General features: G+C 66.2%; 17 protein-coding genes. 6 read left to right on the top strand and 11 right to left on the bottom strand.

Features of this window, described 5'->3' with window-relative positions:
- Positions 1 to 46 precede the first annotated feature (46 nt).
- Both IWY39_RS08110 and IWY39_RS08105 read right to left on the bottom strand, forming a co-directional pair.
- Positions 47 to 1,291 (bottom strand): putative DNA modification/repair radical SAM protein, encoded by a 1,245-nt coding sequence (locus IWY39_RS08110; RefSeq protein WP_107124395.1) that lies wholly within the window; start codon positions 1,289 to 1,291, stop codon positions 47 to 49.
- 61 nt (positions 1,292 to 1,352) lie between these two features.
- Positions 1,353 to 3,212 carry a CHASE3 domain-containing protein gene (locus IWY39_RS08105; protein WP_107124396.1) on the bottom strand — a complete coding sequence of 620 codons (1,860 nt, stop codon included), beginning with the start codon at positions 3,210 to 3,212 and terminating at the stop codon, positions 1,353 to 1,355.
- 103 nt (positions 3,213 to 3,315) lie between these two features.
- On the opposite strand from IWY39_RS08105, the gene IWY39_RS08100 reads away from it, so the two are divergent.
- The 3 genes from IWY39_RS08100 to IWY39_RS08090 are packed head-to-tail and all read left to right on the top strand — an operon-like array spanning position 3,316 to position 8,532.
- Positions 3,316 to 6,900 (top strand): hydantoinase B/oxoprolinase family protein, encoded by a 3,585-nt coding sequence (locus IWY39_RS08100; RefSeq protein ID WP_107124471.1) that lies wholly within the window; start codon positions 3,316 to 3,318, stop codon positions 6,898 to 6,900.
- A 46-nt stretch (positions 6,901 to 6,946) separates the two neighbouring features.
- Positions 6,947 to 7,942, top strand: coding sequence for an MlaD family protein (locus IWY39_RS08095; protein ID WP_107124397.1), 996 nt, complete (start codon positions 6,947 to 6,949; stop codon positions 7,940 to 7,942).
- Positions 7,939 to 8,532 (top strand): ABC-type transport auxiliary lipoprotein family protein, encoded by a 594-nt coding sequence (locus tag IWY39_RS08090; RefSeq protein ID WP_107124398.1) that lies wholly within the window; start codon positions 7,939 to 7,941, stop codon positions 8,530 to 8,532. The genes IWY39_RS08095 and IWY39_RS08090 overlap by 4 nt, the downstream gene beginning before the upstream one ends.
- Positions 8,533 to 8,620: 88 nt before the next feature.
- On the opposite strand, the gene IWY39_RS08085 is transcribed toward IWY39_RS08090, so the two are convergent.
- The 7 genes from IWY39_RS08085 to IWY39_RS08055 all read right to left on the bottom strand — a co-directional run bounded on the left by IWY39_RS08085 (position 8,621) and on the right by IWY39_RS08055 (position 16,998).
- Complete coding sequence (locus IWY39_RS08085) at positions 8,621 to 9,277, bottom strand: ATP-binding cassette domain-containing protein (protein WP_107124399.1); 657 nt, start codon at positions 9,275 to 9,277, stop codon at positions 8,621 to 8,623.
- On the bottom strand, positions 9,274 to 10,041 hold the full coding sequence (locus tag IWY39_RS08080; RefSeq protein ID WP_107124400.1) for an ABC transporter permease: 768 nt from the start codon (positions 10,039 to 10,041) through the stop codon (positions 9,274 to 9,276). Before IWY39_RS08080 ends, IWY39_RS08085 begins: the two co-directional genes overlap by 4 nt.
- Complete coding sequence (locus IWY39_RS08075; RefSeq protein WP_107124401.1) at positions 10,029 to 12,140, bottom strand: RyR domain-containing protein; 2,112 nt, start codon at positions 12,138 to 12,140, stop codon at positions 10,029 to 10,031. The genes IWY39_RS08080 and IWY39_RS08075 overlap by 13 nt, the downstream gene beginning before the upstream one ends.
- Before the next feature lie 8 nt (positions 12,141 to 12,148).
- Entirely contained in the window at positions 12,149 to 13,693 is a 1,545-nt protein-coding gene (locus tag IWY39_RS08070) for a C1 family peptidase (RefSeq protein ID WP_107124402.1), read from the bottom strand.
- 26 nt (positions 13,694 to 13,719) lie between these two features.
- A complete protein-coding gene (locus tag IWY39_RS08065; protein WP_017181947.1) occupies positions 13,720 to 14,634 on the bottom strand; it encodes a hypothetical protein in 915 nt (304 codons plus the stop codon).
- Between the two features lie 61 nt (positions 14,635 to 14,695).
- A complete protein-coding gene (locus IWY39_RS08060; RefSeq protein ID WP_107124403.1) occupies positions 14,696 to 16,327 on the bottom strand; it encodes an SUMF1/EgtB/PvdO family nonheme iron enzyme in 1,632 nt (543 codons plus the stop codon).
- Positions 16,324 to 16,998 (bottom strand): hypothetical protein, encoded by a 675-nt coding sequence (locus tag IWY39_RS08055; protein ID WP_107124404.1) that lies wholly within the window; start codon positions 16,996 to 16,998, stop codon positions 16,324 to 16,326. The genes IWY39_RS08060 and IWY39_RS08055 overlap by 4 nt, the downstream gene beginning before the upstream one ends.
- Before the next feature lie 202 nt (positions 16,999 to 17,200).
- Between IWY39_RS08055 and IWY39_RS08050 the strand changes: the two genes are divergently transcribed.
- Entirely contained in the window at positions 17,201 to 18,811 is a 1,611-nt protein-coding gene (locus tag IWY39_RS08050) for a caspase family protein (RefSeq protein WP_229380606.1), read from the top strand.
- A 25-nt stretch (positions 18,812 to 18,836) separates the two neighbouring features.
- Here the strand turns inward: IWY39_RS08050 and IWY39_RS08045 are convergent, their stop codons facing one another.
- Positions 18,837 to 19,496 (bottom strand): hypothetical protein, encoded by a 660-nt coding sequence (locus IWY39_RS08045; protein WP_229380607.1) that lies wholly within the window; start codon positions 19,494 to 19,496, stop codon positions 18,837 to 18,839.
- Positions 19,497 to 19,530: 34 nt separating this feature from the next.
- Between IWY39_RS08045 and IWY39_RS08040 the strand changes: the two genes are divergently transcribed.
- Positions 19,531 to 20,415 carry a toll/interleukin-1 receptor domain-containing protein gene (locus IWY39_RS08040; protein WP_261375977.1) on the top strand — a complete coding sequence of 295 codons (885 nt, stop codon included), beginning with the start codon at positions 19,531 to 19,533 and terminating at the stop codon, positions 20,413 to 20,415.
- 18 nt (positions 20,416 to 20,433) lie between these two features.
- Here IWY39_RS08040 and IWY39_RS08035 read toward each other — a convergent pair whose 3' ends face one another.
- Positions 20,434 to 21,192 carry a class II aldolase/adducin family protein gene (locus IWY39_RS08035; RefSeq protein ID WP_107124408.1) on the bottom strand — a complete coding sequence of 253 codons (759 nt, stop codon included), beginning with the start codon at positions 21,190 to 21,192 and terminating at the stop codon, positions 20,434 to 20,436.
- Between the two features lie 226 nt (positions 21,193 to 21,418).
- Here IWY39_RS08035 and rpsU point away from each other — a divergent pair, with 226 nt between their 5' ends.
- Complete coding sequence (gene rpsU / locus IWY39_RS08030) at positions 21,419 to 21,625, top strand: 30S ribosomal protein S21 (protein WP_006957190.1); 207 nt, start codon at positions 21,419 to 21,421, stop codon at positions 21,623 to 21,625.
- Positions 21,626 to 21,675: the final 50 nt, after the last annotated feature.

The following is a 21,675-nucleotide window of genomic DNA, read 5'->3' as shown; positions in this document are numbered from 1 at the left end:
GAGTTTCATGATCCATTCCTGCGATCAACCGGAAAATGCGTCATTTTCATGAAAAAAGATCAAGTTGCGCGGGGGCAGGGGTCATCTGGCTGCGCAGGTCCGCTTGATCGGAAAGCTGCACCGGGCGCCAATCGCTGGCAATCAGAAACGGGCGCAGCTTCTTGATCGATGTCGTCAGTCGCGCCACATCGTCCAGCCGTAACCGGCGGTGACGCCGACTGGCGAGGATGCGGTTGACCGCCTTCACCCCCAGTCCGGGTATGCGCAGCAGCATTTCGCGCGGGGCGCGGTTGACATCGACGGGGAAAATGTCGCGATGGCGCAGCGCCCAGGCCAGCTTGGGGTCGATGTCGAGCGGCAGGCAGCCCGTCACCGGATCGGTCGCGCTCGCCACCTCCTCCGCGCCATAGCCGTAAAAGCGCATCATCCAGTCCGACTGGTAGAGCCGATGTTCGCGCAGCAGCGGCGGTCGCCTGAGCGGCAGCACGGCGCTGGGCGATGGGATCGGCGAAAAGGCGCTGTAATAGACCCGGCGCAACCTGTGCCGGTCATACAGGCTGCTGGCGCGCGTGATGATCGCGCTGTCGCTGGCATCGTCCGCCCCCACGATCATCTGGGTCGATTGCCCGGCGGGGGCAAAGCGCGGCGCATGACGATATTTACGCCGCGCCTCGCCCATATCCTCCATTGCATGGCGCATGCCCGCCATCGCGCCTTCGATCCGCACGCCATCCTTTTCCGGCGCCAGCCGCTCCAGCCCCGCCTGTGTCGGCAATTCGACATTGATCGACAATCGGTCGGCAAACAGCCCGGCCTGATGCGCCAGGTCGGGGTCTGCATCGGGTATGGTCTTGAGGTGGATATAGCCGCGGAAATAATGCTCTTCGCGCAGGCTGCGCGCCACCGCGACCATCTGCTCCATCGTATAGTCGGAAGAGGCGATGATCCCCGAAGACAGGAACAACCCCTCGATATAATTGCGCCGGTAGAAGCTGAGCGTCAGGTCGACCACCTCCTGCACCGTGAAGCGCGCCCGCCTGACGTCGCTCGACCGCCGGTTGATGCAATAGTGGCAATCGAAAATGCAGCTGTTGGTCAGCAATATCTTGAGCAGGGAGATACAGCGGCCATCGGGCGCATAGGCATGGCATATCCCCATGCCCTCGGTCGATCCGATCCCCTTGCCTCCGCGCGAATCCCGCTTCGCCGTGCCCGATGACGCGCAGGACACATCATATTTGGCCGCGTCGGCCAGGATTTCGAGCTTTTGACGGGTGGAAAGGGCGACCATATCGTTCCTGATATGTTCTAAATCGCCCCCTGTCCACAACCTCGATCAACCGGTGGGCGGATCAGACTTCGCCGTCGAGCACCTGCCGTACCTTGACCGCCAGCTGGTCCAGCGTGAACGGCTTGGCCAGGAAGGAAACGCCGGGGTCCAGCATCCCGTTATGGACGATCGCGTTGCGGGTATAGCCGGTGGTGTAGAGCACTTTCAGCCCCGGCCGTGCCTCGCGCGCCCGGTCGGCCAAGATGCGGCCGTTAATACCCGGCATGACGATGTCGGTAAAAAGCATGTCGATGCGCGGCTGGATCGTGAGCATCGCCAACGCCTGTTCGCCGTCCGACGCCTGCACCACGGTATAGCCCAGTTCGCGCAGCGAATCGACCGACATATGCCGCACCCGCTCTTCATCCTCGACCAGCAGGATGATTTCCTCGCCCTGTGCGCGGGGCAGGCTGTCGGACAGGGGGGCGACATAGCTGCCGGTCGCGTCCGGCCCATAATGGCGCGGCAGATAGATTTTGATGATCGTCCCCTGGCCCGGCTCGGAATAGATTTTCACATGACCGCGCGACTGTTTGACGAAGCCGAACACCTGGCTCAGCCCCAGCCCGGTGCCCTTGCCCACGCCCTTGGTCGTAAAGAAAGGGTCGAACGCGCGCGCAACCACGTCCGGCGGCATGCCGGTGCCGCTGTCGGTGACCGATACCATCACATATTGGCCCGGCGTCACCTCGTCATGGGTCGCGGCATAGGCATCGTCCAGATGCGCGTTGCCGGTCTCGATCGTCAGCTTGCCGCCGCCCGGCATCGCGTCGCGGGCATTGACGCACAGGTTGATGATGGCGTTTTCCAGCTGGTTGGCGTCGATGCTCGCGCGCCACAGGCCGCCTGCCAGCACGGATTCCACGCGCACATCCTCACCGATCGTCCGGCGCAGCAGTTCGGACATGCCACCGACCAGCTTGTTGACGTCGGTCGGTTGCGGGTCGAGCGGTTGCTGGCGCGAGAAAGCGAGCAGCCGCGCGGTCAGCTGCGCGGCGCGCTGCGCCCCTTCGGTCGCATTGTCGATGCCCTTGATGACGCGGGGGTCGCCATCGTCGCCCAGCCGCCGCCGCGCCATGTCGAGCGAACCGATGACGATAGCCAGCATATTGTTGAAATCATGGGCGATGCCGCCCGTCAGCTGGCCGATCGATTCCATCTTTTGCATCTGGCGCAACTGCGCTTCGGCGGCCTCGCGCTCCTGCGCCTCGGTGATCAGCCGTTCGTTGGCCTGTTCCAGTTCCCGCCCATGCGCGACCGCTTCGCCCATGCGCCGCTGCGCGGTGCGCAGCGCCATCAGGCCCAGCAGGATGGCCAGCGCAGCGCTGACCGCAAGGCCGCCGGACACCAAAATGCTCAGCCGGTCATTGTTCGCAGTGCGATCGCGCAACAACGCTTCCTCGCGCGCCTTCATCGTGGCGATCCGTGCCCGGATACCCGCCATCAATATCTGGCCGCGCGTAAAAATGCTGGGGTCGATGGGAAGCCCCGCCCGCTTGCGGGCTATCGCTCGTTCCAGATAGGCGCTGCGCCGCGCGATCAGATCATCCAGCCCGTCGACCGCTTGCGCCTGCACGGGATTGTCGCTCACATCCTGGCTTAGCGTCGCCAAATCCCTGCGCCACTGGCGATCGAATCCATTATAGCTGTCCAGAAATTCGGGCCGTCCGGTCAGCAAATAGCCGCGCTGGCTGCTTTCCGCCGCGTGGACCTGCACCATCATCGTCGATAGTCGGCTTTCGACCCGCAACGTATGTTCGACCCAACTGGCGCTTGCCTGCTGGCTGCGATACAGCCAGAATGTACCGGTCACCGCCATCATGACGACCAGCATTGCAAGCAATAACAGGATGATCGACCGTTCGGGGCGGATGGCAGGCATGGCGCCTTTCATGGTTAAATGCAGCGCGCAGGGCAAGCCCCAATGCAAAGCGTGCAATCCCAAAGCCTTGCCATCACGCCAGCATCGCGCCATCACCCGCGCCATGCACTGGCAATTCTGGATCGATCGCGGCGGTACTTTCACCGATGTGGTGGCGCGCGGCCCCGATGGGCGGCTGCACACCGCCAAACTGCTGTCCAGCGACCCGGAACGCTATGCCGACGCGGCGGTAGAGGCGGTGCGCCGACTGACGGGGGCAGGGGAAGGGCCGATCCCGCCCTGTCGCCTGCGGATCGGCACCACCATCGCCACCAACGCCCTGCTGGAGCGCAAGGGCGAGCCGACCCTGCTCGCCATCACGCGCGGTTTTCGCGACGCGCTGCGCATCGGCTATCAGGACCGGCCAGACCTGTTCGCGCGTCACATCATCCTGCCCGACCCGCTTCATGCGCAGGTGGCGGAGATGAACGAACGGGTCATGGCAGATGGCACGGTCCTGACCGCGCTGGACCGGGACGCCGCCCGCGCGGCGTTGCAATCGGCCTATGACGGCGGCCTGCGCGCGATCGCCATCGTGTTGATGCATGGCTATCGCTATCCCGCGCACGAACAGGCGATCGCAACGATCGCCGCCGAAATCGGATTTACCCAGATTTCGACCAGCCATGATGTCGCGCCGCTCATCAAGCTGATCGGGCGCGGCGACACCACATTGGCCGATGCCTATCTTTCGCCCGTGCTGCGCGCCTATGTCGACGGGCTGCGCGATGCGCTGGGCGATCGGGCCGACATGCTGTTCATGCAATCGAGCGGCGGCCTGATCGACGGTACGCTGTTCCGGGGCAAGGACGCGATCCTCTCCGGCCCGGCGGGCGGCATCGTCGGCCTGGCCCGGACCGCGGAACAGGCCGGTTTTCGCGAGGTGATCGGCTTCGACATGGGCGGCACCTCGACCGATGTGTCCCATTATGCCGGTGCCTATGAGCGCGACAATGAGGCACAGGTGGCCGGTGTGCGGCTGCGCGCGCCGATGATGCGTATCCACACCATCGCGGCGGGCGGCGGATCGATCTGCAGCTTCGTCGATGGCCGCTTCCGCGTCGGACCGGAATCGGCGGGCGCGGTGCCGGGACCGGCCTGCTACCGGCGCGGCGGACCGCTCACCGTCACCGACTGCAACCTGCTGCTCGGCAAGATCCAGCCCGATCATTTTCCCAGCTTGTTCGGCCCGAACGGCGACCAGCCGCTCGATGCCGACGCGGCGCAGGCGCGCATCGCCGCCATCTGCGCGCAGGTGCAGGCGGAAACCGGCCAAACCCTGAGCGTGCGCGACGCCGCTCAGGGTTTCATTGCCGTCGCCGTCGCCAGCATGGCCAATGCGATCAAGCGCATCTCGGTCGCGCGGGGCCATGACGTGACGCGCTACACGCTTGCCAGCTTTGGCGGGGCAGGGGGCCAGCATGCCTGTCTGGTCGCCGATGCGCTTGGCATGGACCGGGTGATGATCCATCCGCTGGGCGGGGTGCTGTCGGCCTATGGCATGGGCCTGGCCGATCGTCGCGCGGTGCGCGAACGCACGCTGGCGCTGCCGCTGGACGCGCAGACCATGGCGGACCTCGATGATGCACTGACGACCCTGGCCGCCGACGCCCGCGCCGACCTGCCCCAGGCCGACCGGATCGAAACGCTGCTGCGACTGCGCTATGACGGCACGGACAGCCTGTTCGACGTGCCCCTGGCGGACATAGACACCATGCGCGCGGATTTCCTGACCCAGCATAACGCCCGCTTCGGGTTCGCCGGGCAGGGGCGCATCCTCATCGACATGGCCCGTGTAGAGGCGATTGCCGGGGCGAGCGAAGCGATGACCGACATCGCCGCCATCGCCGCGCAACCAGCACCGCCGCTCGCCCATGTCGATTATGCGGGCGAAGCCGCGCCGGTCCACGACCGGGCGGGCCTGGCCGTTGCCAGCATCATCGACGGGCCCGCGCTCATCATCGACCCTGTATCCACCACCGCCGTCGAACCGGGCTGGCGCGCGCGGCTCGACGCCATCGGCAATCTCATCCTCGCCCGTCATGCCCCGCGCCCCGCGCCGCAGAGCGGGGACGCCAGCGCGGTCGATCCCGTCCGGCTTGAAGTCATGGGCGGCCTCTTCATGGCCATTGCGGAGGAAATGGGCGCGGCGCTCCAGAACAGCGCCTCTTCGGTCAATATCCGCGAACGGCTCGATTTCTCCTGCGCCCTGTTCGATGCGGCGGGCAGTCTCGTCGCCAACGCCCCGCATATGCCCGTCCATCTGGGCAGCATGGGCGACAGTATCCGTACGATCATGGCGCGGCGCGGCATTGGCCGGGACGGGATGCCGATCGACGGGCGCGGGATGCAGCCGGGCGACGTCTATGTTCTCAACGCCCCCTATGATGGCGGCACCCATCTGCCCGATGTCACCGTGGTCATGCCCGTATTCGTCGGCGGCGACGTCCCGGCCTATTATGTCGCGGCGCGCGGCCATCATGCCGACATTGGCGGCATCACCCCCGGATCGATGCCGCCCGGCAGTGTTTCGGTCGAGGAAGAAGGCGTCATCCTCGACAATGTGCTGCTGGTAGATCGCGGCACATTTTGCGAATCCGACATGCGCGCGCTGCTGGCGTCGGGGCCATGGCCTGCGCGCAATATCGACCAGAATATCGCCGATCTCACGGCCCAGATCGCTGCCTGCGCACGCGGCAGTCAGGAATTGTTACGGATAAGTAACGATTATGGCGTGGCCACTGTCGCCGCCTATATGGGCCATGTCCAGGATCAGGCCGAATCCGCGGTCCGCCGCCTTATCGGCCGCCTGTCCGACGGCCATTTCACCTATGCGATGGACAATGGTGCGATTGTTCAGGTCACTGTTCAGCTTGATCAGGGCAACGGATCGGCCACGGTCGATTTCACCGGATCGTCAGCCCAGCTTTCCGGCAATTTCAACGCCCCCGCTTCGGTCGTCCGCGCCGCCGTCCTCTACGTCGTGCGCACCCTGATCGACGAAGCGGTGCCGATGAATGACGGTTGCTTGAAGCCCATCACCATCATCGTCCCTGAAGGCTCGATGCTCCGTCCCCGCCATCCCGCCGCCGTGGTCGCGGGCAATGTCGAAACCAGCCAGGTCGTCACCGACGCGCTGTTTGGCGCTCTGGGTGTCATGGCGGGCGCACAGGGGACGATGAACAACCTCACTTTCGGCAATGCCCGGCACCAATATTATGAAACCATCGCCGGGGGTTCGGGCGCTGGCCCCGACTTTGATGGCGCGCCGGTGGTCCAGACCCATATGACCAACAGCCGCCTTACCGATCCCGAAATCCTCGAAACCCGCTTCCCGGTCTTGCTGGAGGAATTTTCGATCCGGCCCGGCTCCGGCGGGCAGGGCGTGCATCGCGGCGGCGACGGCGCGCTGCGCCGCATCCGCTTTCTGGAGAATATGACCGCAGGCATCCTGTCCAACCGCCGCACCGTCCCGCCCTTCGGCGTTGCGGGCGGCGCGCCGGGCAGTCCCGGCCGCAATGCGATCGAACGGGCGGACGGTGGCATCGAACCGCTCGGCCCGACCGCCACCGCGGCCATGCGGGCAGGCGACATATTCGTCATCCAAACCCCCGGTGGCGGCGGCTTCGGCGCTTCCGATCCCGCTTGACAACAGCCCCGCGCGGGGCTGTTGTCACAGGCAGGGGGAGGGGTGAATGACGCCGGACGCAGCAACGCAGATCAGATGGGGCGTCGGGGCCGCGATCCTTGCCGTGGCACTGGTCGCGATCCTCGCGCTGGTCCCCGATCCCTTCTTCCGCCAGCGGGTAATCGCCACGACGCTGGACGATGTGGAGGGCGTTGCCCCCGGCGTGCAGGTCTATTTTCGCGGCGCGCCGATCGGGCAGGTCCGCTCGGTCGAACTGGACGGCCCCAGCCGCACCTTCGCGGTCCATATGGGCGTGGCGAAGGACTGGCGGCCATCCCCCTGCGCCTTTGCCACCGTCGCCGCCGCCAATCCGCTGACGGCCCCGCGCATCGAACTGGTCGCGCTGGAAACCGCGACTGCCCAATGCGCCAACGCCCGCCGCGCCTATGGCTGTGATCCTGTCGCCGGACCACAGCGCGCAGACGCCATTGCCGGATGCCGCCGCCCCGCCGACCTGTTCGAAACCGCATCAGTCGCGATCGGCGAAGCTGCTGCCGTCGCCCGCACCGCCAACGCCATGGCGCAGCGGCTTTCCACGATGTTGCAGGGCGACGGATCGGGCAGCGCGGTCGATATGGCAAAGGTCGCCCGCAACGCGACGGAAACGCTGGCCGCGCTCAACTCGCTCAGCACCCAACTCGACCGCAGCTTCAGGCCGGGGCAGGGTGACATCGCGCTCACCCTCTCCCATGTCCGCAAGGCGACCGGGCGCGCATCCGAAATCGACGTCGCTGCGCTCAACGGCATATTGCGCGAAACCCAGGCGATGGTGGCGCAGAACCAGACCAGCATCGCCGGGTTGCTGGCCGAAGGGAAGGGCAGCGCCAGCGAAGCACGGATGATCCTCGAAGGGGCATCCGCCTCGCTGATCGCCACCAGCGCCAATCTGGAACGCACCAGCGCCAGCCTTGGAAATCTCAGCGAGCGGCTGGCGGGCGATCCGACCTTCGCGATCCGGGGCCAGCGCTACGCCGATCCGCCACCGCCGGGAGGAAAGAAATGATCCGCCTCGCCTCGATCCTCCTGCTCCTGACGCTCCCTGCCTGCGCTGCGCTGAAAGGCGGGGACGCCCCCGTCACCATGCGCCTCTCCCCGCGCTTTGCCGTCGGCCCGCTCCAGCCCGTGCCCACCATCGCCGTCGCGCCGGTGCAGGCGCGGGGATTGAGCGGCGGGGCGCGCTATGCCTATGTCGATGCCGCCACGCCCGGCGAAATCCGCCAGGCCGCGACCCTGTTCTGGGAAGAACCGCCCGCTACCATGCTTGCCCGCGCGCTGGTTGCCGGGCTGCGCACCCGCTTTGCCGCCGTCACCGGGCCGGACCTGTCGCTGGCTGCCGATCGCCGTATCGTCGCCACGCTCGACCGGTTCGAGGAAGTGACCGGCGCGGGCACAGCGCAAGCCGTCATCGCCTTCGACGTGACGCAAGTGGCGCAGGGCAAGGCGGTCTGGACCGGCCGCTACTGCGCGACCCAGCCGATCACCTCGGCGGCAGGCACGGCGCGCGCCGCCGCGTTTCAGGGCGCGATCGAACAGGCGGTCGCGGCCTTTGTCGAGGACGCCGTGTCGGGCAGGGTTACTACTGCTTCCTGTTGAACAACATTATGTGTTCCCGCGCAGGCGGGAACCCAGTCCCACCCTTTGAACTGGGTTCCCGCCTGCGCGGGAACACATAGTGCTTGGCTCATATCAACCGCCCCGCCTCCAGCCGATAGACCCGCTCGCACAACCGTTCCGCCAGCGCTGCATCCTGTGTCAGCAGCAGCAGCGCGCGACCATGCGGCACAGTCCGCCGCCGCACCTGTTCCTCCAGCGCCGCGCCGCGCGCATAGGCGCCCTCGAACGGCTCGTCCAAAATCACCAGATCCGGGTCGCGCATGAAGGCCCGTGCCAGTTCCGCCCGCCGCCGTTCGCCGATGGACAGCATGTCGGCGCGGATGTCCGCCGCCTGCTCCAGCCCATATTCCAGCAGCAGCCGGTCGATCCGCCGCCTTGCTCGCGCGTCGCGCCCGCCCATGCGCCCCAGTGCCAGCCGCATATTCTCCTCGACGGTCAGGTCGCCCAGCAACGACCCGCCCTGCATCGCCAACCCGCATCGGGCGCGCAGCAAGCGGCGCTGGTCGGTATCCGCCTCGTCCAGCGCTACTCCCATCAGCCGCACCATGCCGCTGCCCGGTTCCGCCAGCCCGACCGCCAGCCGCAACAGCCAGCCCTTGCCAGCGCCGCTCTCCCCCACGATGGCGACCCGCTCACCCGCGCCGATATGCAGGTCGATCCGGTCCAGCACCCGCGCGCCGCCCAGCACCAGGCTGACGCCCTCAAATGCCAGCATCTCGCTCATGCCAGGGCTGTCCACAGGACCGCTGCGGCAAAAATTCCCAGCAACCCGGCGGTAAAGGCCGTGGTCGCGCGACGGCCAATATCGGCGGGGGACCGCACGGGCCTTGCCCCCACCGCGCCGCCCACGCCAAAGGCGATCAGCGCATAGACCAGCACCTTGGCCATGCCGGTCAGCATCGCGGCCGCCGCCTCATGGGAAAAGGCGAAGCCTGCCCACTGCGCCCAGCCGATATTGGCTATCAACCGCAGTGGCAGCGCACAGCCGACCAGCGCCGCCAGACCGGCAAGCATCATATGGATCGGCACCGACAGCAATACCGCAACCAGCGCCGGACCCAGGGCATGGCCGACCGGATCGCGCCCCAGCGCCTCCAGCGCGTCAATCTCCCGGTTGAGCGACATTGCCCCCAGCCGCGATGACAGCGCCACCGACACGCTGCCCGACGCGAACAGCCCGACGAGCAGCGGCACGATGTCGCGCAGCAGCGTTTCGGCCAGCGCCGACTGGACCGGGATCTGCGCATTATACAATGCCAGCAGCCGCGCTGCGCCGATCCCGGCGATCATCCCCGCCAGCGCGGCGAGCGGCAGCAGGGTGCGCAAGGGGCGCCACACATGCAGCGGCAGGCTATCGGCCAGTTGTCGCTGCGCCAGCCGGTCGCCTGCCACCAGCCGCCGTGCCATGCCGCGCGCCGCGCGCCCGATCAGCCACAGTCCCGCGCCCACCGCGGCGACGATCTTGCGGCTGCCCCTCAACGTGCCCATGGTGCCCGAACGATCGTGCCGTCGCCGCCCAGTTGCACGGCGCGATCATCCTCGATCGGGCCGGGCGTCAGGACCAGTTGCGCATCGGGCATGTCCCCCGGATCGGTCGCCGCGTAAAGGCTGTCCGCCGCGCGCACCAGCGCTACCGCCATCCGCGCATGCGCACCGTCCAGCCTGTCGATGATCGCCTGAACATGGGCGTTCAGCAACAACTGGACCAAATGTCCCCGCTGATGCAGCGCACCCATCATCGTGCGCGCCCAGCCATCGGCCAGATCGCCCGCGAACAGCGGCACCCGGTCGGGATATTGGGCGCCCAGCGCCGCCAGCAGCGCGCCCGGATCGAGGCAGGCGCCATCGCCGCCGGGCAGGATGGCCACGCGCAGCACTCGCAAGGCCCGCCGCCCCGACGCGCCCAGCAACCGCGCCATGATCCGCACCTGCTCCCGGTCCAGATCCTTGATCGCCTCGCTCAACTCGTCATAGGGAATGATGTCGGGATGAAGGCGCCTGGCATCGTCGCGCACCGCCCCGAATGTCCAGCCTTGCACCAGCTTGGCCGCCATCCAGCGATCATGTTCGGCGCGTGACAATTCCTCCAGCTCGTCTGGCGTCAGCACCAGCGACGGACCGCTCCCTTCCACCAGCCGCGCGCCGATGTCGCGCAGCTTCAGGCTATAGCAGTCGGCGACCAGCCGGTTATCGTCGCGGAAGGATTCGGGCAGATCGTCCCACTCCTGCATCGACGCGCGCACGCCGATCCGCTCGCCTTCGGCAAAGCGTCCCTCCAGATAGAAATCATGGATCGACCGCGCCAGCACGTCATGCCGGTCCTGCAACAGCATGTCGGGATCGGCCAGATCGGCCAGCGCCCCGAACGGCAATATTCCTGCGCCCAGCCGCGCGTCATACCCGCTATCCATGCGCACATGGATCGGCGGCGCGACCAGCGCAGCGGTTCGATAGCGTGCATCGACCGCCAGCGCGATCGCCAGCGTCCGATCGTCGCCGCCCGCATCGATCAGGATCGCGACGGGCTCCCCATGCGCCCCGACATGCTGGTCGATTAGCGGGCCAATCCCCGCCGGGTCGGCGCGTGCCTCGACAAAGCGCAGCGGCGACAGTGTGTCTGCGCCCGGATTGCGCGCGCGGAAACCCGCTTCGGCCTTCGCCGCATCCGCCAGATGAATGACAAAGCCTGGCTTTCCGCCATCGCGATAATGGCCGCCCGCCAGCGTACGAAGCACATAACGTTCGATCAGCGGCGTGAAGCCGATGACCAGCACCCCGCGCCCCGCCTGTCCCGCGCGGGCAAAAGCGTCGATCGGGCGGGCCAGCGCCAGCTGTCGCGCGCCGATGTCCGGCAGCGCCGCCATCCGCACTCGCGCCGTCTTGCGGTCGCCCTGCTCGAATCGCTGCTCGACGCTGCGTCGCAGGTCCAGATCATCGACGCGCAGGATCACGTCCAGCGGATCACCGGCGGCGCGTACCCGCGCCGCCTCAGCCATCAGTATGGCGGCCAGCGCGATGTTGGTCCGCGCCTCGCGGCTCAGCAGCATCGCCGCCCGCGCCTTGTCCAGCGCCAGCGCCTGCACGCTTTCGTCCGTCGCCGCCTGCTCGACCTCCGCTGCCCCGGCTTCGATCGCGTCGGTGACCCAGCCGACGCGTCGATCGTGCGGCCACAGCAGCACCCGCCGCCCTTCGTTCAGCGCGCCGAGTGCCGCCCGCGCGGCCAGTTCGCTATCGGCGTCGCCGGAAATCACCAGATGGTCGCCGCGCGCCCGGATAAGCGCCAGCCGCCAGGGATTGCGTATCTGCGTCCACGCCAGCGCGGCCATGGACCAGACAGTCAGCAGCGGCAGCGCCCAGCGCGCGATATGCAGCGCGACGGGCAAATCGCGTCCCTCCAGCGCCTGCGGGAAATTGCCGACGATCAGCCGTAGTGACCGAAACCCATCCTGCGCCAGGGTGGAGGCAATCCCCGCCTGTTCACAGGCCTGGGAAAAACCCCAGATTCCCAGTAGAAAGGCGATCCCCATCACCCCGAACCGCACGATCGGCGCGACAGGCGGTCGCCTTGCTCCCTTGCGCCAGTGCATCGCCAGGATCAGTTGCTGGTATGCAGGCGGACGAAGGCGGCGGACACGCCGTCGCCGGACTGGCCGACCAGCTTGGCGCGCAACCGCGTCAAAAATTGCCGTTCGGTGCCATTGATCACTTCATCATCGCCAAACAGCGGCTTGTCGGACGCCAGCGCGACGATCATCTCCGGGCCGAAGGGCGGGGCGACCGCATAGCGCTGCGCGGTTTTGGACAGGCCGATCATCACCTGCCGCACCCCCTTGCCGTCGGGTTCGGGATGGCCGCGATGCAGTTCCACCGCACTGCCGTCGGCCTGGAGGTAGATGATGCTGATATAGGGCCGCGCCGCCGTGGTGGTGGCGCTGACGCCGAAAATCTCATTCTCCTTCATCGTGACCGGATCGCCGTCCCGCGGCGCGCCCGCCTCGGTCAGCGCCGCGATCCGGGTTCCCGCGCGGGCCAGCGGCGCCGCCAGAGTCAGCGCCGCCTCGCATTGCGGCCACGGCAGATGGCGCACCTCGAACTTCGCATTCGGGTCCGCCTTCGACGCCGCCTCGCGCAGCGCCGCAATGGCGTTCAGGTCGCCGGAAAAGCCCGATACCGCGCCGCCTTTCACGCTGACGCCGCCGCATGGCATGGCGGCGGCCTGTTCGCGCAGTATCTGCGCCGCGCTCTTGGGCGCTGGTGTCGGCGCACCGGGCGCGACCGGCACGACCGGCGCTTCGAGCGAATAGGCTTCGCCCGTCAGCAACCGGAAGGTTTCATAGTCGATCCAGGCATAGCCCTTGTCACCCCAGATCGGGCCCCAGCTGTTCATGATGCGCAGCGCCTGCCGCTCCTCATCATAGCCCACGATCGCCATGGCGTGATAACTGGCATGTTCGGGCTTTTCCGCGCGACTGTAGATGCCATCGCCGCGATGGGCCTTGAAATCGGCAGAAACCGGCATGGCGAATATCACCGGCGCGCCGCGCGCCAGCGCACCCTTTACATCGTCCAGGATGATCGGCGTGCGCCAGTCGTCCTTGACTTCACGATCGACCGCGCGCCAGTCGAGCAGGCGGTAATTGCCCGCCTTGGCCTTCAGCGCTTCGGGCGCGGGGATCGCGCATTTGGTCATGTCGTCGGGAAAGTCGGCCAGGCTGACCGTCCCCTCATTCTTGAGCAATGTCAGTGCCTGGACGATGCTGATCGTCCCCGCGCATGGCGATCCGGCCGGACGCAGCCTGTTATAGACATAGGCCGGACTCATCTGGTCGGCAGGGGTGGCCGGCTGCACAGCCTTGTCGCGGAAATTCAGGAAGGTGCGCGCGGCATAGGTGGTGGCCCATGCGACGCAATTGGGCTGCGGTCCCTGCGATCCGGGCGGAGGATAGGCATTGGACAGGTCCACCCGCTTGGGCAGATAGGCGCGGAACCGCCCCTGTTTGGGCAGCTTGGCATAATCTTCGGGAGAAACAGGTTCAGCGCCGGTCATGAACTGGCTGTCATTGCCCTGCTGCGCGGACGATCCCGCGGCACAGAGCGCCAGCAATGCCGGACCGCCCCATGTGACGAAACGACGTGTCATCACCCGTTCCTCCCGAAATTCTGGTTCTAGAAGCGATAGCCGATGGTCAGCGTCACCGCGTCATAATCGAAATCGTGCGAAAAGCTGCTGGTGCCATGGGTGTAGATCAGGCCGATGCGCAGTTGCTCCGCCTTGCTCTTCTGCTCGGCTTCGCGGGTACGTACGCCGATGCTCAGCGCCGCTTCATGCACATTTTCATAGGATTGCGGATCGTCGGTCAGCTTGGTCCAGGTATAGCTAGCGCGCAGCGATCCCTGTCGCCCGCCGAACATCCGTCCCTTGAATGGCAATTGATAGGCGAGCCCGTTGCGGAAGGTGAAGACATTTTCCTTCAGATAGAAGGCAGGATCGCGCCCCAGCCCCCAATCGGTGGTGGTCGACCAGCCGATCATATTGCCGATGGTCAGGTCGCCGCGTCCGACCTGTGCGATCTTGTAGCGGCTGCTGGCCGACAGGGTAATGAGGTCGCTGCTGGTCGATCCGAAAAAGGCGCCCGCGTCGGTCACGCCATAGGCGACACGCGGGGTGATCAGCCAGTTGGGCTGGACCGGTATCTCGATCCCGGTGGACAGCGTCCCCATCGTCGCGGTCGCGCCATTGTTGACGTGCAGGACGTTCAATACCGGGTCGATCAGCACGCGGGCGCGGCTGCCCTCGAATGGCCGCAGCGCCTTTTGATAGCGCAGCTCATAGCGCTGGCCTTCATTGCCATAGGCGCCCCAATAGGTGATCGCCGCGCCGATCGTGTCGGCATCCCCCTCCATGTCGAAACCCGGCGTGTCCGGATCGTCATCATAGTCCAGGTCATTCAGGTTCAGCGCCGTCGATACCGCGCTATGTTGCAGACTGTTGGGACTGCCCACCGTCGCCAGATAGGGCGCGGCCTGCGCCATCCCCGGCACAATCGCGATCAGCGCTGCCGTCGCCAGATATATTCTCATTCTCTTACCCCCTTTGCGGCACCGGTTTCCCCGTCCGGTGCCAAACCTACATGAAAAATTGTCAGGACGCGGCGAATATCTCGTCCGGGTCCAGATCCCGCACGACCCGCAGCCCTGCATCCTGCCGTCGCTTCGTCGGCGGCACGGTGAAACGGTTGGCCGATCGTAGCGCGTCGGGCGCGCTTTCGAACGATCCGCCCCGGATCACCCGCATCCGGCACGACTGGTCGGTGCAGCCCGATGTCCATTCCCACACATTGCCCTGCATCTGATTGAGGCCCAGGGCGTTGGCGGGATAGGCGTTCACGCTTTCGGGATAACCGCGATAGGGCGCGGTGTCCGATCCGCGATAGCGGGCGGTATGGTCATAATTGGCCTGGCTCGGCGCAATATCGTCGCCCCAGGGGAAAGCGGTCGGCGCGCCGCCCCGGCTGGCATATTCCCATTCCGCTTCCGTCGGCAGGCGATAGGTGCGGCCTGACTTGACGGTCAGCCATGCCAGGAACGCCTGCGCATCCTCATAACTGATGTCGGTCGCGGGGATCAGCGGGTTGGGATTTTCCTTCGCCCAATTGCCCAGCTTCGCGCAGGCATTGTCGCGCACGCAGCCATTCCATTCCGCGATCGTCACTTCATAGACGCCGATCGCAAAGGGCCGTTCGATCCGGACATCGGCCTGCACCGGCTCGTCGCTGCCGCGCCCCGGTTCCGACGCTGGCGACCCGAACGGCGTGGTGCCGGCGGGGATGGCGCGCATCCATGGGCAGTTGGCGCAATCATAGAATCGGTCATTCGCGGCCCGGTCGCACGAAATGAAGCAGGGCGGCGCGCCTTGCAGGCCATAGTCGAAGGTCGGCTTCTGGAAATTCTTGCCCGATGACAGCGCGACCCGATCGGACACGCGCTTCAGGGCGTCGGCGATATTCTGCTGCGGGCGGCGGATTTCCTCGGCCAGCACCTTGGAAAAGATACCGTCGTCGAACGCGAACTGGTCCGCGCTGGTGGAAAAGGCGACCAGATAACCCTGATCGGGCCGGATCGCGGCGGCGGGCGCGCGCACCATGCGGCGCAGACCTTTGCTCCCGGCCAGTTCACCCACGGCGCTCGTTTCGACCCCGGTCTGGTCGGCGATCATCTGCGCCAGTGACGGCGGCGGCGCGGCCAGGACGTTCCGGCACATGTCCAGTACGATCAGCATCGTTTTAGCGCCGGACCCCAGCAGATTGCGGGTCAGCGCCGCGCGGGTCAGCGTCGCCGTTTCCGCCGTCACGTCGCGCCCGGCATCCGCCGGCAGCAGCATGACGTCGCCATAGCTGCCCAGCGCCGCGCCATGGCCGGAAAAATAGAGCATGCCGAACGCCTTGGGTCCGGCAGCGGTCAGCTTCGCGCGGAAATCGGCAATCGCGGCCAGCATCGCTTCACGCGACAGGTCACGCCGCACCTGCACCGGCCCTTCGCCGCGCGCATCGACAAAGCCGGTCGCGCTGAGCGCGGTGGCGATCTTGTCGCCATCGGCATAGGTGGACGCCAGCTTGTCGAAGGACTGATACGCGCCATTGACGATCACGAGCGCCAGCCGGGGTTCGTCCGCCGCTTGCGCCGCGCCGCCACCAGCCAGCAGCGCGACGAACAGGCTCAGCGCTGCCATGGCGCGGAACAGGAGCGCGGTAAACAAAACGGGGCGTGGGGTCATTTGGATGCCTTGCGCGGCGCGAATTCTACTTGAGTGACGATCTGGTCGACCGAATCGACATGCAGCACCGCGTCGTAGGCGCGCGCGGCCTTATAGGGTTCAGCCGGGCCGCCGCCGAACAGCTTGACAAGGAAGCCCCCCAAACCCCGACCCTTTTGGCAATAGGGGCTGACGGTGACCATGCCGCCGCTCTTTTCGACCTCGTTCAGCCAGGCGCCCAGCGGCGCGGGCGCTTCATTGGCGACCGGATAGGGCGACTCGATATCGACCACCACCGTCTTGCCCCGCCGCAGCGCGCCTTTGAGCGCGCGGTCGAACCGGGCCGGGTTGGCAAAACGAAGGGTGGGTTTGGCAAAAGGACGGTCGCACGACTTTAGCACGGCAGGAACCGGAACCGGCGCGCGCGCCGGGACTGGTCCCGCGCCGGCCGGGGCGGTCGGGCGCTGCTTTGCCGGCGCGATGGCATTGGCCGCGGGAGGGGCGACCGGCTGTGACGCATTGGCAGGAGTAGCCTGTTGCCCATTCGTAACGATATTCGCGGGGGACGCTTCGGGTTGCAGGATGCGCACGCCGCGCCCGGCAGCGCCATCGGTCGCGTCGCCCGCCCCGCCTTGCGCCGGTGTCGCGGGCGGGTTGGCCTGCGCCAGCGCGGCGCAGGAAGATCCTAACAAAAACCCCGCCGCAGCAATGGTTAAGAAGCTTCTGACTATTATCATCGTCCCACCCCGTGTCATGATATAGTTATTGCTCCCCAAACCATTATGAGATTATGGGGTAATAACTGAACAGGCAACAAAAAATCGCGGGAGATCCCAAGTGGGGAAGGGGCTTCGTGGACTCTGGGCAACAGTATTAACCGCTTTTGTCACAATAATGGTATCTCCTTCGCTCGCTAAAGCCGAAACCCGCGCCCTATTGGTGGGCGCATGGCAGTTCCACTCGTCCCAGATCATGGATCTGGCTGGTCCTGAAAATGATCTTGCAGCGATGGAAACAGTGATTCGCGGCCAGGGCGCCAGCGATGTCACAATATTGCGCAATGAAGGTGTCAGTCGGACCACGGTCGAAACCGCGCTCCATGCTTTGGGGCTACGTTCCAAACCGGGCGACTGGATATTCCTTTACTATACCGGCCATGGCGCGTTGGCCGAAGCCAGCGTGAAGGGGACGCGAGACGGCGATACCGACCAGTTCCTGCCGCTTCCCGGTTTCGATCCTGACAGCAAGGACGCTGAACGCTTCATCGTCGACAAGGATTTCTACACCTGGCTGGCCCTCTACGTGCCGCGCGGCGTGCAGGTGCTGATGATGGCGGACACCTGCCATTCGGGCACGCTGCACCGATCGGTCGATCCGCGCGCGATGGGCATGACCCCGCGCCTGACGCTGGGTGGCCGCAACGTCGAACTGGGCTCTCGCCCCGCGCCGCGTTTCGCCAGCACCTTGGCTTCGGTCGAGGGTGCGGCGCTCACCGCCACGCGGGAGGATCTGCCCAACCTGTTCTATATCGGCGCTGCCCGCGACGATCAGATCGCATGGGAAAATGCCCTGCCGGTCGAAGGCGCGCCGACACGCGGTTTCCTCACATGGTCTTTCGAACAGGGGCTGACCACGCCCGGTGCCGATGGCAGGGGCATGGCGGCGGATCAGGATGGCGATGGCAAGCTGACCATCGGTGAACTGGGCACCTATCTCAATGTCCAGGTCCGCATGTTGAGCGGCCAGCGGCAGGAAAGCAGCATCATCATCCCGCCGGGCCGCGAAGGGCAGGGGCTGTTCGCCACCGTGCCGCCGCCGCCCGCGCCCCCGGTCGCGCCGCCGCTGCCCGGCCTCTACGTCGCTGATGTGAAGGCGCGGGCCAGCGTCGCCGGGGCTGACCATCCCTGGCGTGTCCTGATCGATGGCAAAGGCGCGGATTTCGTCTGGGACAATGTCCGCCACGTCATGCTCCGCCGCACGGGCGACATGGTCGCGCAAAATGTCAAAACCCTGCCGCAGCTGCGCGGCGTCATCGACAAATGGGCCGCGATCGAAGCGATGCGACCGCTCCTGTCCGAACAGCGCGCCCGGCTGGTCGTCGGTCCGCTCGACAATGGCGCGCGCTATCCGTCCGGCGCGCCGGTCACGCTGGCGCTACAGGCGGACGGCCAGCGTGTCGCCGCGCCACAATATGCCACTGTGTTCAACATAGCGTCGGACGGCACGGTCCAGCGCCTTTTCCCGGTCGCGCCGTCGGACGGCGACGGTCGCCTCGCCCCCGGCCAGTCGCTGCCGGTCCTCGAAAGTCAGGTCATCGCTCCCTATGGCGCGGACCATGTCGTGGCCCTGGTGACGCCCCAGCCGCCGGAAGCCTTCCGCGTCCTGCTGCGCACGGTCGAAAATCAGCGCGCCGCCAACTGGCTGGTCGCGCCGATCCGCGAATTGCTGGCCAAGTCACCGGGGCAGGCGAGCCTGTCGATCGGCGAGCTTTATACCGGCAACTGACGCGATGCCTGTCGCGCCCGTCCGGTCAATTGCTCAAAATCACCGTCCGGCTCTTGGCCGCGCTCTTGTTGCCGATGTCGATGCGATATTCTCCCGACGCGCGGGGCGTCACCGCGCAGACCGGCGCGTAATCGGCATTGTCGTCCAGGCACAATTGCTTGCCCGACGCATCGAGCAAGCGGATATACATGCTGGTGCCGATGTCGCCGATTGCGCCGATGCGCAGCGGCTCGCCACCCTTGGCGGTCACGGTGAAGCGATAGGCGTTGCGTGGATTGACGTCCTGTACCCGCCGCACCAGCCCCTTGCCGAACGCCGACGCCATCACCCCGCGCCCAGACGCGGACTGGGACAGGCGAATCTGCAACAGCAATGCCTGATCGTCACGGGCCAGCGCCTTGGCCTCGGCAAACAGCGCGTCGGGGGAAAAGGCCGCCTCGTCCCCCGCCGCCGCTTCGCTATCGCTCATCGGCACCTGCTTCAGCATCCGTGCGGCTGTCAGCATCGCATAGGGATCACCCTCGCGCCGGGCGAAGTCGGCCACTTGCCGCGCGGCAATCGCCTGCGCGAACGGATCGGCGGGCTTGACTGCGGCGGGCTGGGCGGCGGGCGCGGCCTGCTGCGCCATCGCGCCACTTTGTGCCAGCATCATCGCAGCGCTTGCGACTAGGATTTTACGCTTCATGTCCAACCCTTTCAGCAAGATAATCTCCATTCCCGTGGATACTGCCACGGCCGTTGGAAAGCCAGTGCTGAGCGGCGGCGCGGACTTGGCCAAACAATTGACCGCGCTGGTGGGCGGGGCGGGGGCGGGGCGCTATGCCGCCTTCATCAGTTACAGCCATGCCGACATGAAGGTCGCCCGCTGGCTCCACCGCGCGATCGAAAATTATCGCGTGCCAAAGGCGCTGGTCGGGTCGGAGGGCGATCGTGGCCCTATCCCCGCCCGGCTGCGACCGATTTTCCGCGATGAGGATGAACTGGCGGGCGCAGCCGAACTCGGCCCCAAATTGCTGGGCGCGCTTGCCCGATCCGACGCGCTGATCGTCATCTGCTCGCCCACTGCCGCCCGGTCGGTCTGGGTCGACAAGGAAATTCGCAGCTTCAAGACGATCAATCCGGACGCGCCGGTGTTCGCGCTGATTGCGGCGGGCAAGCCCGGTGATCCCGACACGGACTGTTTCCCCGCGCCCCTGCTGTTCGCGCTGGATGACAAGGGTGAACTGGATCGCACCCAACCGCTCGAACCGCTTGCGCCCGACCTTCAGAAAAACGACCGCAATATCGTCAAGCTCAAGCTGATCGCCGGGCTGCTCGGCACCCCCTATGCCAGCCTCTACCGCCGCGACCAGCGCCGCAGCCGCCGCATCGCCGTGGCGCTTGGCACCTTCGCCTTCCTGCTGATCCTGCTGCTGAGCGGCCTGTCGATCGCCGCCTTCACCTATGCCCGCATGGCGGTGCAGCAGCGCAACGAAGCGCAGGCCGCGCGCAAGCTGGCGGAGGAAAATGCCGACAAGGCCGAACGCCGCGCCTGGCTGGCCCAGGTCGCGGCGCAAGAGGTGCGACGGCTGGCGGATGAGGGGAACAACTGCCCGCCGCCGTGAAGCCCGTGGAGCAGGGGCTTAATCCCGCCAGCTCCCGTCCACCCGGTCGATCAGCCGCACCATCGCCTGGAAATCCGGCACGCCCGGCCCCACCGGCAGTTGCACCCCGGCCAGATCGCGTTGATGCACCGCGATCACCTCCGCGCTCAGTTCCACCGGCGTTCCCGCCGCGCCAGCCGCCACCTGAATCTCGCACGCGCGCTGGAGCAGCCAATGTTTCAGGAACGCCTCTGGCAGGCTCTGCGCCATCACCAGCGTGCCATGGTTGCGCAGCATCATCACCCGCTTGTCGCCCAGATTGGCGATCAACCGCTCGCCCTCCTCGCTGCGGATCGTGACGCCCTCAAAATCATGATAGGCGATTTGCCCGGCAAAGGCGGCGGCATAGAAGCTGATCGGGCGCAGTCCCTCGGCGGTGGCGCTCACCGCCATGCCCGCCGTCGTATGGGTGTGGATGATGCAATGGGCGTCGGGCAGATGGCGGTGGAACACGCTATGCTGGACAAATCCGGCGCGGTTGACCGGATAGGGGCTGCCATCCAGCACCGCGCCGTCAATGTCGATCTTGACCAGATTGGACGCGGTCACTTCATGATAGCCAAGGCCGAACGGGTTGATCAGGAAGGCGCTCTCCTCCCCGGGCACCCGCACGGTGATGTGGTTATAGATGAGCTCGGACCAGCCCATATGGTCGAATATGCGGTAGCAGGCGGCCAGTTGCTGGCGCGCCTCCCATTCGGCGGCAGACATATCGGGGCGTTTTGCGGCGCTGGCCATGGGCGATCCTCTCTTATATCATGGTCAGGACTATCCGCTTTCCGCGCCCGTTAGTCCATAGTGCGGGCTTTAGGGTTGAATTGCTGCGACTCTGCTGGTAGGGCGCGCCCCACACGGCGTAGGGTGACCTGCGACGACTCACAGGCTTTGCTATTGCGACGGGCTGTCGGGACGGATTGAAAAATCCCGGCAAAAGGCTCGTTTTCGATTGGAGATTGACGGACTTATGCAGATCATCGTTCGCGACAATAATGTCGACCAGGCCCTCCGCGCGCTCAAGAAGAAGCTGCAGCGTGAAGGCGTGTATCGCGAAATGAAGCTGCGTCGTCACTACGAAAAGCCGTCGGAAAAGCGCGCCCGTGAAAAGGCCGCCGCCGTGCGCCGCGCCCGCAAGATGGATCGCAAGCGCGCCGAGCGCGACGGCGCGAAGTAAGCGCCGCCGGGGCGGCCCGTGCCGTCCCGCTTTCCTGCTGCCTGCCTGCC

Source organism: Sphingobium sp. JAI105 (genome assembly GCF_015752145.1).
Classification (GTDB): domain Bacteria; phylum Pseudomonadota; class Alphaproteobacteria; order Sphingomonadales; family Sphingomonadaceae; genus Sphingobium; species Sphingobium xenophagum.
The sequence above is the reverse complement of the archived record's forward strand: the minus strand, read 5'-3'. Positions and strand labels throughout refer to the sequence as shown.

Excerpts from the sequence above, each read along its gene's own strand:
- IWY39_RS08110 (WP_107124395.1), bottom strand. The coding sequence starts at position 1,291 with ATGGTCGCCCTTTCCACCCGTCAAAAGCTCGAAATCCTGGCCGACGCG.
- IWY39_RS08105 (WP_107124396.1), bottom strand. The coding sequence starts at position 3,212 with ATGCCTGCCATCCGCCCCGAACGGTCGATCATCCTGTTATTGCTTGCA.
- IWY39_RS08100 (WP_107124471.1), top strand. The coding sequence starts at position 3,316 with ATGCACTGGCAATTCTGGATCGATCGCGGCGGTACTTTCACCGATGTG.
- IWY39_RS08095 (WP_107124397.1), top strand. The coding sequence starts at position 6,947 with ATGACGCCGGACGCAGCAACGCAGATCAGATGGGGCGTCGGGGCCGCG.
- IWY39_RS08090 (WP_107124398.1), top strand. The coding sequence starts at position 7,939 with ATGATCCGCCTCGCCTCGATCCTCCTGCTCCTGACGCTCCCTGCCTGC.
- IWY39_RS08085 (WP_107124399.1), bottom strand. The coding sequence starts at position 9,277 with ATGAGCGAGATGCTGGCATTTGAGGGCGTCAGCCTGGTGCTGGGCGGC.
- IWY39_RS08080 (WP_107124400.1), bottom strand. The coding sequence starts at position 10,041 with ATGGGCACGTTGAGGGGCAGCCGCAAGATCGTCGCCGCGGTGGGCGCG.
- IWY39_RS08075 (WP_107124401.1), bottom strand. The coding sequence starts at position 12,140 with ATGCACTGGCGCAAGGGAGCAAGGCGACCGCCTGTCGCGCCGATCGTG.
- IWY39_RS08070 (WP_107124402.1), bottom strand. The coding sequence starts at position 13,693 with ATGACACGTCGTTTCGTCACATGGGGCGGTCCGGCATTGCTGGCGCTC.
- IWY39_RS08065 (WP_017181947.1), bottom strand. The coding sequence starts at position 14,634 with ATGAGAATATATCTGGCGACGGCAGCGCTGATCGCGATTGTGCCGGGG.
- IWY39_RS08060 (WP_107124403.1), bottom strand. The coding sequence starts at position 16,327 with ATGACCCCACGCCCCGTTTTGTTTACCGCGCTCCTGTTCCGCGCCATG.
- IWY39_RS08050 (WP_229380606.1), top strand. The coding sequence starts at position 17,201 with ATGGTATCTCCTTCGCTCGCTAAAGCCGAAACCCGCGCCCTATTGGTG.
- IWY39_RS08045 (WP_229380607.1), bottom strand. The coding sequence starts at position 19,496 with ATGAAGCGTAAAATCCTAGTCGCAAGCGCTGCGATGATGCTGGCACAA.
- IWY39_RS08035 (WP_107124408.1), bottom strand. The coding sequence starts at position 21,192 with ATGGCCAGCGCCGCAAAACGCCCCGATATGTCTGCCGCCGAATGGGAG.
- rpsU (WP_006957190.1), top strand. The coding sequence starts at position 21,419 with ATGCAGATCATCGTTCGCGACAATAATGTCGACCAGGCCCTCCGCGCG.